12 protein-coding genes and 1 pseudogene are annotated in these 13,233 nt (G+C 73.9%); 8 read left to right on the forward strand and 5 right to left on the reverse strand.

The features are described from left to right. Positions 1-91: 91 nt before the first annotated feature. Positions 92-1,030, forward strand: coding sequence for an SDR family oxidoreductase (locus tag ACQKM2_RS16045; protein WP_427710156.1), 939 nt, complete (start codon positions 92-94; stop codon positions 1,028-1,030). Here ACQKM2_RS16045 and ACQKM2_RS16050 read toward each other — a convergent pair. From ACQKM2_RS16050 to ACQKM2_RS16060, 3 genes are all read right to left on the reverse strand, one after another. Continuing rightward, positions 1,021-2,022, reverse strand: a complete 1,002-nt coding sequence (locus tag ACQKM2_RS16050) for a helix-turn-helix transcriptional regulator (RefSeq protein ID WP_427710158.1) — start codon at positions 2,020-2,022, stop codon at positions 1,021-1,023. The two genes, ACQKM2_RS16045 and ACQKM2_RS16050, sit on opposite strands and share 10 nt — an antisense overlap. Positions 2,023-2,104: 82 nt before the next feature. Then, positions 2,105-3,100 (reverse strand): N-acetylglucosamine kinase, encoded by a 996-nt coding sequence (locus ACQKM2_RS16055; protein WP_427710160.1) that lies wholly within the window; start codon positions 3,098-3,100, stop codon positions 2,105-2,107. Positions 3,101-3,116: 16 nt separating this feature from the next. Further along, positions 3,117-3,992, reverse strand: a complete 876-nt coding sequence (locus ACQKM2_RS16060; RefSeq protein ID WP_427710162.1) for a MurR/RpiR family transcriptional regulator — start codon at positions 3,990-3,992, stop codon at positions 3,117-3,119. Between the two features lie 269 nt (positions 3,993-4,261). On the opposite strand from ACQKM2_RS16060, the gene ACQKM2_RS16065 reads away from it, so the two are divergent. Both ACQKM2_RS16065 and ACQKM2_RS16070 read left to right on the forward strand, forming a co-directional pair. Continuing rightward, positions 4,262-5,629: a hypothetical protein gene (locus ACQKM2_RS16065; RefSeq protein ID WP_427710164.1), complete on the forward strand. Its 1,368-nt coding sequence runs from the start codon at positions 4,262-4,264 to the stop codon at positions 5,627-5,629. A 77-nt stretch (positions 5,630-5,706) separates the two neighbouring features. Next, positions 5,707-7,269, forward strand: a complete 1,563-nt coding sequence (locus tag ACQKM2_RS16070; protein ID WP_427710166.1) for a phosphatidylinositol-specific phospholipase C domain-containing protein — start codon at positions 5,707-5,709, stop codon at positions 7,267-7,269. Positions 7,270-7,355: 86 nt separating this feature from the next. Here the strand turns inward: ACQKM2_RS16070 and ACQKM2_RS16075 are convergent, their stop codons facing one another. Continuing rightward, positions 7,356-8,159 carry an MBL fold metallo-hydrolase gene (locus ACQKM2_RS16075; protein ID WP_427710167.1) on the reverse strand — a complete coding sequence of 268 codons (804 nt, stop codon included), beginning with the start codon at positions 8,157-8,159 and terminating at the stop codon, positions 7,356-7,358. 84 nt (positions 8,160-8,243) lie between these two features. On the opposite strand from ACQKM2_RS16075, the gene ACQKM2_RS16080 reads away from it, so the two are divergent. Both ACQKM2_RS16080 and ACQKM2_RS16085 read left to right on the forward strand, forming a co-directional pair. Continuing rightward, positions 8,244-8,843 carry a CGNR zinc finger domain-containing protein gene (locus ACQKM2_RS16080; protein WP_427710169.1) on the forward strand — a complete coding sequence of 200 codons (600 nt, stop codon included), beginning with the start codon at positions 8,244-8,246 and terminating at the stop codon, positions 8,841-8,843. A gap of 160 nt (positions 8,844-9,003) precedes the next feature. Continuing rightward, the gene (locus ACQKM2_RS16085) at positions 9,004-9,705 is read left to right on the forward strand and encodes a scabin-related ADP-ribosyltransferase (RefSeq protein WP_427710171.1); all 702 of its coding nucleotides are present in this window, start codon (positions 9,004-9,006) and stop codon (positions 9,703-9,705) included. Positions 9,706-9,738: 33 nt separating this feature from the next. On the opposite strand, the gene ACQKM2_RS16090 is transcribed toward ACQKM2_RS16085, so the two are convergent. After that, on the reverse strand, positions 9,739-10,650 hold the full coding sequence (locus tag ACQKM2_RS16090) for an AraC family transcriptional regulator (RefSeq protein WP_427710173.1): 912 nt from the start codon (positions 10,648-10,650) through the stop codon (positions 9,739-9,741). Between the two features lie 84 nt (positions 10,651-10,734). On the opposite strand from ACQKM2_RS16090, the gene ACQKM2_RS16095 reads away from it, so the two are divergent. The 3 genes and pseudogenes from ACQKM2_RS16095 to ACQKM2_RS16105 all read left to right on the forward strand — a co-directional run. After that, positions 10,735-11,850, forward strand: coding sequence for a serine hydrolase domain-containing protein (locus ACQKM2_RS16095; protein WP_427710175.1), 1,116 nt, complete (start codon positions 10,735-10,737; stop codon positions 11,848-11,850). A gap of 97 nt (positions 11,851-11,947) precedes the next feature. Continuing rightward, positions 11,948-12,715: an SDR family NAD(P)-dependent oxidoreductase gene (locus ACQKM2_RS16100; protein ID WP_427710177.1), complete on the forward strand. Its 768-nt coding sequence runs from the start codon at positions 11,948-11,950 to the stop codon at positions 12,713-12,715. Positions 12,716-12,727: 12 nt separating this feature from the next. After that, a pseudogene (locus ACQKM2_RS16105) lies at positions 12,728-13,081 on the forward strand (MerR family transcriptional regulator); the annotation flags it as partial. Positions 13,082-13,233: the final 152 nt, after the last annotated feature.

Genomic DNA, 13,233 nt, shown 5'->3' on the forward strand with positions numbered 1-13,233 from the left:
TCTGAGGTCCTCGGGAATGGAAGAGGAAAGAAAGAAGGACAAGGGAGAAAGGGTGACGGGAACTGTCACCTTTGGCGTGCACCGTGAAGTCATGGACAACGACACCCCCACCCCGCTCACCGACCGGATCGCCCTCGTCGCCGGGGCCACGCGCGGCGCGGGCCGCGCCCTCGCCGTCGAACTCGGTCGCGCCGGCGCCACCGTCTACGTCACCGGCCGCACCACCCGCGAACGCGCCAGCGAGGTCGGCCGGACGACGGAGACCATCGAGGAGACCGCCGAACTCGTCACGGCGGCCGGCGGCACCGGCATCGCCGTGCCCACCGACCACCTGGAGGAGGACCGGGTACGGGCGCTCGTCAGCCGGATCGACCGCGACCACGGCAGGCTCGACGTCCTCGTCAACGACCTCTGGGGCGGCGAGCACCTGACCGCCGGCTCCGTCTTCGGCAAGAAGAGCTGGGAGACCCCCCTCGCCGACGGACTGCGCATCCTGGAACTCGGCGTCCGCTCACACGTGATCACCGCGGCGCTCGCCCTCCCCCTCCTGATCCGCTCGGAGGCGCCGCTGCACGTGGAGGTCACCGACGGAACCGCGCGCTCCAACCGCCGCTACCGCGAGAACCTCTACTACGACCTCGCGAAGAACGCACCGATCCGCATCGCCTTCGGGCTGGGCCAGGAGCTGGCCGAGTACGGCGGTACGGCCGTCGCCGTCACACCGGGGTTCCTGCGCTCCGAGCAGATGCTCACTCACTTCGGGGTGACGGAGCGGAACTGGCGCGACGCCGTCGCCCGGGAACCGCACTTCGCCATCGCCGAGTCACCGCACTACCTCGCCCGCGGCGTCGCCGCGCTCGCCGCCGACCCGGACCGCGCGGCCCGCTGGAACGGCAGGTCCGCCTCCAGCGCCGACCTCGCCAAGGCCTACGGCGTGACCGACGTCGACGGCAGCCGGCCGGACGCCTGGGCCTACTTCGAGGACGTCTGGTACGGGGGGAAGGACGCCTCCCCGGACGACTACCGCTGATCCTCCTCCGGCCCGTACAGGGCGGTCAGGGCCCGCGCGCGCTCGCGGAAGCGGGCGCGCAGGCCCTGCGGGGCCAGCACCTCGGCCTCCGCGCCCAGCACGCTCAACTGCTCGAAGGCGACCTCCTCCGACTCCACGGGCAGTTCGAGCGTGACGCGCCCGGCGGCGTCCGGCACGCCCGCGGACGCCTGCGCCTCGGCCGCGCCCGCCGGATCGACCACGGCCGGCAGGCGCCGCAGACCACGCTCCGTCACCCGTACGGTGACGCTCGTACGCAGCAGCGCGCGGGCGAAGGCGGCGGAGTGCTCCTCCCAGTACGCGGCCAGGTCGAACGACGGGTCGCGGACGAAGGGTTCCTCGGCGCCGGGGTCCGGCGACAGCGCCGTGACACGGTCGACCCGGTACGTCCGCCAGGCGCCGGCCCCACCCCGTACCCGGCACACGACGTACCACACCCCCGCCTTCAGGACGAGCCCGTACGGCTCCACCGGACGGCTCACCTCCCCGCCGGGCCGCGCGTACGCGAGCCGGACCGGGCGGTCGTCCCAGACGGCACGGGCCAGCTCCGGCAGCAGCTCCGGTGCCGACGGCTCGCGGAACCAGGCCGGGGCGTCGAGGTGGAAGCGGTGCACCGACGACTCGGCCGCCGCCCGCAGCGAGGGCAGCAGCGTCGCCGACAGCTTCAGCCGTGCCGAGTCCGCCGCCCCCGACAGCCCCAGATCACGCAGGGCGGCCGGCATGCCCGACAGGTACAGCGTCTCCGCCTCGGCCGGCCGCAGCGTGGTCAGCCGCGTCCGGTACCCCGGCGCCAGCCGGTAGCCGCCGGTGCGCCCGCGCTCGGACCGGATGGGAACCCCCGCCTCCTGCAAGGCCTGGGCATCGCGGATCACCGTACGCTCGGACACGCCCAACTCCAGGGCCAGGGAGGCGGCGGTCAGCCCAGGGCTCGACTGGACGAGGAGCGCCATACGGATCAGACGGGCGGCACGCATCCCCCCATCCTCCCGCACCCGCCCGAGAAGCCCGGCCTGCCCCTCAGGCCGGCCCGAGCTGTCAGGCCCGCACGCTGGGGCGTCAGGTGGCGGTGCCGGCCTCGGGGTTCGCCCCCGCCCGGGCCAGGGCGATGGCGCCCGGTAGGCCGTCCGCGACCGGGTGGGGGGTCAGGGCCCAGGCGGAGAGCCGGGTGGTGAGGCGGGGCAGGAGGGGGCCGGCGGGGCCGATCAGGCCGCCCACCGTCACCAGGGGTTCGCCGCGCCGGGGGCGGAGGGCGGCGGCGCTCTCGGCCAGCAGGCCGGCGGCTTCGTCGAGGATCCCCTCGGCGACGGGGTCGCCGTCCGCGGCCGCGTCGAACACCACGGGGCAGAGCCGGGCCAGCCGGGCGGGTTCGGACGCGGCACGCGCGCCGTCGATCAGGACGTAGCGCAGGGCGTACGGGTCCGCAGGTGCGGGCCCGGCGCCGAAAGCGGCGGCCAGCCGGGGCAGCAGCGCGGTCGCGGGCCCGCGGCCGTCCAGGCCGCGCAGGGCCCGGCGGAGGCCTTCCCGGGCGATCCAGAAGCCGCTGCCGTCGTCGCCGGTGAGCCACCCGCAGCCGTCCGCGGTGGCAGCCAGCCGGTGGCCGCGGATCCGGACCGCGGCCGCGCCCGTTCCGGCGACCAGCGCCAGGCCGTCCGGCGGGGTTCCGGGCGCTCCGGCGAAGGCCACCTCGGAGTCGGCCATGACGTGCACGGCCGCGGCCCGTACGCCGTGACGCGCGAGTGCGGCCTCCAGGGCCCGGCGCGCGGGGCCCTGGCCGCTGTCGCCGGACCGGCCCGGAGAGCCCGGGACGCCCGCTCCGGCGAAGCCCGCGACGACGCACTGCACCCGCGCCGCCCGGCCGTCGGCCAGGACCTCGCCGACGGCGTGCGCCAGGCGCTCCTCCAGGAGCCGCTCCGGGACGGAACGCGCGTTGCCCGCACCGGCCGTCGCCGTGGCGAGCGGCGGCCCGCCGTCCGCCGCGGCGACGGCCGCCCGCAGCCCGCTGCCGCCCGCGTCGATGCCCAGCACCAGCGACGTCCGCGTCGTCGGCGCCATCCGCTGGGCTCCTCTCCTAGGGCTGGGCCCGGTAGGGCCGTACGGCTTCCTGGGTGGCCGCCATCGCTTCGGTGGTACGAGCGTACGTGCGCTGCGCCACCGCTATGTAGAGGACGTCGAGGACGGTCATCTGGGCGTGCCGGGCGAGGACCGCTTCGGCGCGGAGCCCGGAGGCCCGTACGCAGGTGGCGAGGGTGAGTTCGGCGTGAGCCGCGAGGGGCGACTCCGGGTCGTTGGTCACGGCTATGGTGGTGGCGCCCCGGGAGGCGGCCTCCGCCAGCACCTCTCGGGGCTCGCGGGTCCCGCCACTGTGGGAGAGGACGAGGGCCACGTCCCCCCGGCCGAGCACGGCGGCGCCGGTGAGCGCCACGTGGGTGTCGCTCCAGGACCAGACGGGCAGGCCGATCCGGTACAGCCGCTGCTGGAACTCGGTGGCCATGGTGGCGCTGCCCCCGACCCCGAACAGCTCGATCCGGCGGGCGGTGGCGATCCTTCCGGCGGCGACTTCCAGCACGGCCGGATCCAGGCCCTCGGCGGTCCGCGTCACGACGCCCGCCACCGACCGGGCCACCGCGGCGGCCACCTGCTCGACCGGGTCGTGCTCGCCTATGCCGGAGCCGATGTCGTCCCGCCACGTTCCCTGGGCGTCCCGGGCCTCCCGAGCGCCCTTCTCCGCGGCGAGTGCGAGGCGGAGCTGCGAGTAGCCGGCGAGCCCCAGCGTCCGGCACAGGCGGGTGATGCTCCCGGTGGAGACCCCCACCGCCTCGGACAGTTCGAGGATCGTCCGGGCCGAGGCGCCCGCCGGATCGTCGAGGATGAAAACGGCGAGGGCCCGCTGCGCTTCGGGAAGCGAGGCTTCCAGGGAGCGGATCCGGTCAACGATCTGGTCCATGGAGAAGAATCCTTCACCAGCGTGGCCTGTTCCTGTCAAGCCAGGCTTGACGTCGGGGAGTTGGGGCCCCCAGATTGCTCCCGCGGCGAAGAAAAATTGTTCGTCGCTGAAAGGGTTCCTCTGCCGTCGGCCCCACCGGTCGTGCAGAACTCTTCTCCATCCACCTTCCGCAGGCAGGGAGAAAGAACATGCCCTCAGGATCCCCGTCCCCGTCCCCGTCCTCGTCCACGGCGCGGAGGCCATGGCGCCACGGCCTTCGCGCTGGGGCCTTGGCCGTCGCCTTGTGCTCGGTGCTCGTCACGCCCGCCGGGGCCCAGAGCGGCCCCTCACCCGTTCCGGGCGCGCTGTCGCGCGCGGACGCGGTACCGGCACCGGGTGAAGGCACCGCGGCCACCCCCGCCGGCCGCATGGCCCGCTCCCTGGAGCGGCTCGCCGCCCGCTCGTACGCCGACACCTTCAGCGGGGTCCAGGTGGACGCGGAGCACTCCACCGTCACCCTGTACCTCACCCGCCCCGAGCGTGCGACCGCCCTGGTGGCGGAGGCCCGGCGCGAGGCCCCCGCCGGGGAACGGGCCGGAGTACGGGTCGTCGTCAAAGCCGCCAAGTACAGCCGCGGGCAGCTGGAGGCGGCGATGGACCGGATCAAGGGGTCGGCCGAGTCCTGGCGCCGGTCCGGCGAGGTGGCCATCGACGAGTTCGGCCCGCTCGACGGCGGGGCCGGTCTGCGGATCACGGCCGACCGGCCCGCGGTGGCGGCCGCGCTGGTCGGGCGCCTGCTCGACGAGCGCCGGAACCCCGACGAGACCCACTGGTACGCACCAGCCGCGGCGGACATCCGCTTCGAGGAGGCGCACCCCGCCCCCGACCGCGACGACCCGCGCCGCACCGCCGGCGGCCGCGCGGCCGCCCCCTCCGCGGCCCCTTCCGCCGCCCGCGAGGCCGTCCCCTCCCGCTGGAACGACAACGCACCGCACTTCGGCGGCGCCATCCTGAGCAAGACACGCCACGAGTTCTGGTGCACCAGCGGCTTCGCGATGGACGTGCCGGGCTGGGGCCGGTACATGGTGACGTCCGGCCGCTGCGGCTCGCCCGGTACGTACCTCTACAGCGGCTTCAACGACGTCGGACAGATCGTCAACGAGCTGCCGGACATCGACACGGCCATCATCGACACCGCACCCACGGGCGGGTCCGCGGGCAGGCTGTGGAGGCTGGACGACCAGAAGTCCTACGTGGGCTGGGTGACCTCCCAGCCCGGTGACCAGGTGTGCCAGACCGGCGTACGGACCGGGTACCGGTGCGAGATGTACGTCGGCCAGCCGCAGCGCAAGTGGGTCAACGGCGCGTACGTCACGCTGACCCCCGCGTGCACCCGCGACGGGTCCGCCGCGTACGCGGCCGACGACGAGGGCGGCCCGGTCTTCAGCTGGGCCTCCGCGTACGGGGTGAACAGCCACGGGATGATCAGTTCCGGGATGGGCACCTGGGACTCCTCGGGTACCGCCGCGACCTGCGTCGGCTACGTTCCGACGGGCACGATCCTGGGCGCGTGGGGGGCGCGGATGACCGACCCGTATCCGGGATCGTCCGCTTCCGCTTCCGCGTCCGAGTCCGGGACGAGGCAGCCGCGTACGTAAGCGGAACGTAAGCGGAACGATAGGGGCGGCCGTCAGGGTGGGGATCGCATCGCCGCCCTTACTCGCACAGGAGTGAAATGTCCCGCACCACCCCCCACGCCGCCGGCGTTCCGCCGCGCCGGCGGTCCCGCCGGCTGGCGTCCCTGATGACGGCCTGCGCCGCGCTGGGCGCCGTACTGCTCGCGCCCGGGACCGCCGAGGCGGCCGGCTCGACCAACCGCGACGCCTTCGAGAACCTCGGGCAGGCGGACCGGGCCGAGTGGATGTGGGGCATCGCGAGCGACACCGCGCTCTCGAACATGTCGATCCCCGGCACCCACGACACGCTCTCCATCCACGGCGGGGCCTGGGTGGCGACGCAGGAGGACTACGGCGACAGCGGGAACACCCTGGCCGCGCAGCTGGACCGCGGCATCCGGGCCATCGACATCCGGGCGCGCGTCTCCGGGGGAGCCGCCTTCACGATCCACCACGGCGTGAAGTACCAGAACGCCAACTTCGACGACGTCCTCACCAAGGCGCAGGCCTTCCTCCGCCAGCACCCGACCGAGTCGATCGTGATGCGGCTGAAGGCCGAGTGCGTGTACGGGAGCGACTCCGGCATCACGGAATGCGAGAACGACCCGGACTCGGCGACCCCCGACACGGTCCGGGCGATCTTCAACGACTACGTGCGGAAGTACCCCGGTCTCTTCTACCAGCCTTCGGTGTCGGGTGGCGGCCGGGCGGGCGTGCCCACGCTCGGGCAGGTCCGCGGCAAGGTGGTCCTGGGCAGCTTCGACAACGCCGGAGCCGACGACACCTACGGTCTCAAGGGCTTCAACGACCGCAAGGAAGACCACTGGGAGCCGGACAGCGTCGGGGAGAAGTGGGGCTACGTCAAGGGCAACGTCAACAAGGCGATCACCGGGTCCGCCAATGACCTGTACGTGACCTATTCCTCCGCGTCCAAGTTCCCCAGTCTCTCCCCGACCCTGGTCGCCGGTGGCTACTGGGAGGTCCGGGGCGGTGTGAACACCGAGGTCCCCGCGGTCAACTACAACCTGATGAAGCACCTCAACAGCAGCGCGGGCCGCGTCGGCATCATCATGACGGACTTCCCGGGCTGGGGCCTGGTGAACGCGATCATCGACCACAACGACGACAACATGGTCAAGGGCGGTCAGCGGTCGATCTGGCTGGTCAACTCCGACAAGACGTACGTCAACAGCCAGTACCAGGACCGCTGCATGGTGCGCGGTCCGGAGTTCGACGGCTCCAAGGACGGCGGCCTGGTCACCCAGCGCCCCTGCCAGTCGAGCCCGCCCAGCAGCCACCAGTGGACGGCGACCAAGCCGGACACCTTCGACGGCAAGGGCTACTTCTGGATCAAGTCGGCCAACGGCAAGTGCCTGACGATGCCGTACAACAACGGCACCGCCCCGGCCGCCGGCACCCAGCTGTTCTGGTGGCCCTGCGAGACCCGCTGGTTCTCCGGCAGCCAGATGTGGAACGTCATGCCGACCAAGCTCGCCACCTCGACCGGTTCCCGGCCGGCCTACTACTTCGTCAACAACTGGACCGGCCTGTGCCTGTCCATGGACCCGGCCACCGCGTCCACGTCGGGCGGCAAGGTCACCCAGGACGCCTGCCCGAGGTAGTACGCCCCCAGCGGTACGCCGCCCCTTCCTCCGCGCCCGCCCGCCGGCCGGGCGGCCTCCTCCCGAGGCCGCCCGGCCGGCGGCGTTCAGCCCCGTTCGCCCAGGTCCAGGCGGTCGAGCAGCCCGGCGTCGGTGAACGCGGCGACCAGGTCGTCCCGTCCTTCGGTGAAGTGCCCCCAGCTGTCGTAGTGGACGGGCACCACCCGGCGGGCGCCGAGGAGCTTCGCGGCCTCGGCGGCCCGGGCGCTGTCGAGGACGATCAGCGCCCCGTCGAAGAGGCGGGCGAACCGGGGGGCCCCGGCGAACAGGACGGCGGTGTCCACCGGCCCGAACCGCTCGGCGATCCGCCCGACCAGTTCGAGGGAGGCGTTGTCGCCGCTGACGTAGACCGTGGGCAGGTCCTGCCCGGTGAGGACGAAGCCGACGACCTGGCCGGTGAACGGTTCGACCTCCTCGCGCGCGCCCGGCCCGTGGAGGGCGGGCACGCCCGTGACCGTGACGGTGCCGCCACCGGGGCGGTCGAGGTCGACCGACTCCCAGTCGGCGAGCCCCCTGGCCCCCGCGCCCAGGCGCTCACCGCCCCCGGGCGTGGTCAGGGTCAGGGGGACGCCGGCGAGCAGGGCGCGGCCGGACTCGTCGAGGTTGTCGGGGTGTTGGTCGTGGGAGAGCAGGACCACGTCTATCCGGCCCAGGTCGGCCGGGGCGGCCGCGGCGGGGGCCGTCTTGGTCAGCGAGCCGCCCGGTACGGGGTACTCGCGCGGTGCGTCGAAGGTGGGGTCGGTCAGGAACCGCAGGCCGCCGTACTCGAAGAGGGCGGTCGGCCCGCCGAAGACGCGGACGGGCATGGACTCAACGGGCATGGACTCAACGGGCGTGCTGGTGTCAGTCATCTGAACCTCACGGATGAGTTGTTGGTGATCCGTGATGATCATAGGGGTGTCTCACGGATGGGCGCAACGCTTAACATGAGACCCATGAGTGAGATCCCGGTCGGCGCATCCGTGCCAACACCCGCGCCGGGGGCGGAGGAACACCTCTCCCTCGACTTCGTCAACAGCGCCGTCGCGCAGCCCGGAGGGCAGTTCACCGACCTGCTCGGCACCCCCGGGAGCGCGAACGAGTGGCTGACCGCACACGGCCTCGCACCCGCCGACGCGGGCGTGCGGGAGATGTGCGCGGCGCAGCTCCGCTCGATGCGCGAGCACCTCAGGTCGCTGTTCGCCGCCCGCGCCGACGGCCTGCCCGCCCTGCCCGCCGCGCTGGCCGCCGTCAACGACGCGCTGGGCAAGGCCCCCACGGCCGCCCTGCTGCACTGGGACGAGAAGAACGGCCCCTACCGCTCGACCCCCTGCCCCACCAGCGAGATCCTCGACCGCGCCCTCGCGGCCCTCGCCGCCGACGCGGCGGACCTCCTCACGAGCCCCGACGCCGAACGCCTCACGGCCTGCGCCTCCCCGCCCTGCAACCGCTACCTGCTGCGCCACGGCCGCCGCCACTGGTGCTCCACCCGCTGCGGAGACCGCGCCCGCGCCGCCCGCGCCTACGCCCGGCGCACCCAGGCGCAGGCCGGCTGACGAAGGCCGCCGAACGCCCCGCGGCGCAGAAGCCTTTACCCGGTACGACTGATCCACCCGCACGGGTGGATCACCGTTCCGCGGCGGTCCGGCGGCCGGTCCCCCCTCTATAAAGAGGGGGTTTCGCCCCCTGGCCGTTCGACTGATGGGTCGTCATCCAATGCCGCACGCCGTTCTGCGCCTCGCCGCCGCCACCGCCTTCCTCCTGTCCGCCGCCGTCACGCCGTCCGCCGCGGCCGCCGCGCCGGCGGCGGACGACGGGGACACCAGCGCCCCGTGCGGCCCGGTCGTGGAGTACCGGGCCTGGGACTGGTGGCGCACCACGACGAACACGGAGATCGCCCGCACCGTGGCCGCCACCGCCTCCGACGAGCGCTGGCAGTGGCGCGAGGACGTCAACACCCTGTGGCGCGGCGACACGAGGGAGAGCGTCGAGGAGATCTTCCGGACCGGCTTCACCCCCCGCGGCGACCAGCTCATCCCGCTCGCCGAGTACATCGTCAAGGGCGGCGGCCAGCTCAGCGCCCACCTCAGCACCAGCTGCGACCAGAGCGTCGCCAAGCGGTTCGCGACGTACGGGGCGGAGAAGACCGGCTGGGTCTACGAGATCTACGCGCCGGGCGGCATCGACGTGAACGCCACGGCGGCGGTGAACAACTACCAGTCGCCGTACCTGTGGAACAAGGAGATCGACTTCCCCGGAGGCGTGCGGGGCAACTTCATCAAGGGCGCGTGCAAGTACCGCCTGACGGGCACCGACCCGGTGACCAACGAGAAGACCTGGCAGCAGCTCGGCTGCAAGGACAACGCGGACTTCGCCCCCTACAAGACCGCCCCGGCCGCGTACAAGCTGACGAGCTGACGAGCCGAGGACCTGACGAGCTGACGCGGCGGCCTACGCCCCGGCGCTCCAGCGGACCCGCTCGACCGGGATCCACAGCTGGGAGTCGGTCTCCGCGTCCGCCTCCACCGGGCTGGTCCGCAGGAGCTCCGGTCCCGGGCGGCTCGTGTACGGGTTGGAGGGGAACCACTGCGTGAACACGTCCCGCCACAGCTCCTGGAGCGCGCCCGGATGGGGTCCCCGGCCGTCGAAGACCGCCCAGGTCCCGGCCGGCACGTCGAGGACGTCGAGGGCGTCAAGGGCGTCGAGGTCCTCGGCCGCGGTGCCGGGAGCGGTCACCACACCGATCCAGTAGTCCGCGAGGGCCCCCTCCTCCCGGCTGTCGTTCAGGTACACCGCCGCCGACAGGATCCCCTCCGGCTCCGGCCGGTCGGACCGGGCGGACAGCTCCTTCATCCGTACGACCGCCCGTTCGTCCAGCCCCTCCAGGTGCGCGGCGGCCGCCGCGTTGACCCCCTCGTGGACGAGCGGCACCCGGGCCTTCCTGCCGACGAACCGGAACGGCTCCTTCTCCACGATCCGGTACCGCATGGACGTACTGCCCTCGACCACGACGCGGAAGGACATGCGCGGCTGCGCCGTGAGCACCGCACCCGTACGCCGGGCCTCGCCCGGCCCGATGCCGTGCACCGACCGGAACGCCCGGCCGAACGCCTCGGCCGAGCCGTACCCGTACCGCACCGCGACGTCGAGCAGCGTCAGCTCCCCGGCCAGCACCTCGGCCCCGGCGAGCGTCATCCGGCGCCGCCGCACGTAGACCGGCAGCGGCAGCCCGGCGAGTGCGGAGAACAGCCGCCGGAAGTGGTACTCGGACACCGCGGCGATCCGGGCCACCTCGGCCATGTCGACCTCCTGGTCGAGGCAGGCCTCCAGATGGTCCAGCGCCCGGTTCAGCCGCTCCAGCACGCGTCCGCGTCCTTCCCCCGCCCGACAGAACCGGTACGGGAACTGTCGGGCCGGCAAGCCCCGCGCTGCCGGAAGGTACCGGTCATGACTGATGTTAAAGGACTCTGCGATCCTCGGTTCGAAGCCGTGCGCGAGGCGCTCGCCGCCTCCCTCGCCCGGCACGAGGTGGGCGCCTCCGTCGCCGTCCGCCTCGACGGCGAGCCGGTGGCCGACCTCTGGGGAGGTCACGTCGACGCCGAACGCTCCGTCCACTGGGAGCGCGACACCCTCACCGCCGTGAACTCGACCACCAAGAACATGACCGCCCTGTGCGCCCTCGTCCTGGCCGACCGGGGCCTGCTCGACCTGGCCGCGCCGGTCGCCGACCACTGGCCCGAGTTCGCCGCGGCGGGCAAGGAGGGCGTGCTCGTACGGCACGTGCTGTCGCACAGCGCGGGGCTCCCCGCCCTGCCCGCCGCGACCGCGGTCGAGGACCTCTACGACTGGGAGAAGGTCACGGCGGGACTGGCCGCACGCGCCCCCGAATGGGAACCGGGCACGGCCGCCGGATACCACGCGCTCACCTTCGGGTTCCTCATCGGTGAGATCGTCCGCCGCGTCACCGGCCGCAGCATCGGCGCGTTCCTCGCGGAGGAGGTGGCCGGGCCGCTGGGCGCGGACTTCCACATCGGGTTGCCCGCCCGGCACGACCACCGCGTCGCACCGCTCGTCCCGCCGCCGGCACTGACCGACGAGTACGCCGCCACCGCACCACCGGGACCGGACGGCGTGACCCCGGAGGCCGTCGGCCCGGTGGTCCGGGTCAAGGACGTCAACTCGGCGGCCTGGCGCCGTGCGCAGATCCCGGCGGTGAACGGCTTCGGCAACGCCCGCTCCGTCGCCCTCCTGCACTCGGTGCTGGCGAACGGCGGCGCGGCCGGCGGGGTGCGGCTGCTGTCCGCCCGGGGCTGCGAGCCCGCCTGGCAGGAGCTGTTCCGCGGCGAGGACCGGGTCCTCGGGACCCCGATGTCCTGGACGGCGGGCTTCGGCAGGTTCGGCGACGCCTTCGGCTGGGGCGGCTGGGGCGGTTCGCTCGTCGTGAGCGACCCCGGCTCCCGCCTGACGGTGGCCTACGTCATGAACCGGATGCTCGACCGCGACCGGGAGGGGGACGACCGCGGCATGGAGATCGTCACGGCCGCCTTCGGCGCACTGCACTGACCGGGGCGACGGCGGGGGCCGGGCGGCGGGGGAGCGGTCGGCTGGCTCGGCCCGGGGCTTGACCCTGCCACTGGCGGCAGGGTTGTTCCCTGGGGGCATGGACACAGACACGAACAGCAGCGGCGACCGCCGCGTCGTCCTGGTCACCGGGGCCGGGACCGGGATCGGGCGGGCCACCGCCCGGGCCTTCGCCTCCGGCGGGGACCTGGTGGTCGCCGTCGGACGGCGGGAAGGGCCGCTGGCGCGGACGGCCGACGGGCATCCGGGGATCCGGGTGCTCGCCGGGGACGTGGCCGGGCCGGGCGGGCCGGAGCGGATCGTCGGGGAGGTGCTCGCCGCGCACGGGCGGCTGGACGTGCTCGTCAACAACGCCGGGATCGTCCGCGCCGGCCCCCTGCGCGCGGTGACGGCGGACGACGTCGCGGAGCAGCTGGGGGTCAACCTCGTGGCGCCGGTGCTGCTCACCCGGGCAGCGCTCCCCGCGCTGGAGGCGTCCGGGGCGGGGGTCGTCGTGAACGTGAGCACCGCCGTGGGGCAGCGGGGCTGGCCCGGGGCCTCCGTCTACGCCGCCACCAAGACGGCGCTCGACACCCTCACCCGCAGCTGGGCGGTGGAGCTCGCCCCGCACGGCGTCCGGGTCGTGGCCGTGGCACCGGGCGCGGTGGACACCCCGATCGGGGAGCACCAGGGGCTCAGCCCCGAACGAGCCGCCGAGGTACGGGCGTGGCAGGTGGCGCGGACCCCGCTCGGGCGGGTCGGACGGCCCGAGGAGATCGCCTGGGCGGTGTGCCGGCTCGCGGACCCGGCGGCTTCCTTCCTCACCGGCGTGGTGGTCCCGGTCGACGGGGGAGCGGCGGTGGCCTGAGAGCATGGCCGCATGCTGATCGGGGAACTGGCCGGGGCCACCGCCACGAGCGCCCGCGCCCTGCGCCACTACGAGGGCACCGGGCTGATCTCCTCCGAGCGGGCGCCGAACGGCTACCGGGTCTACGACGAGCGTGCCGTCGTACGGGTCCGCAACATCCGGACCCTGCTGGACGCGGGGCTCACCCTGGACGACGTACGCGTCTTCCTGCCGTGCCTGGACGGGGACGTCACCGCCCGGCCGCCCTCCCCGAAGGGGCTGGCGGTGGCCCGGCAGAGGCTCGCCGTGCTGGAGGCGCGGATCGCAGCGCAGACGGCCGCGCGCGACCGGCTGCGGGAGGCGCTGCTGAGAGGGGCCGGCCGGGCGGATGGACCGGCGGCGCTGGACGGACGCGCCGGCCTCGGACGCGCCGGCCTCGGACGCGCCGGCGACGCACGCGCCGGCGACGCACGCGCCCGACTGCAGGCTCCGTCCACCGTCAAGTGACGGATGTGCGGCCCCGGTTCCCGGCGGAGAGT

Source organism: Streptomyces sp. NPDC004126 (assembly GCF_050275515.1).
GTDB lineage: Bacteria > Actinomycetota > Actinomycetes > Streptomycetales > Streptomycetaceae > Streptomyces.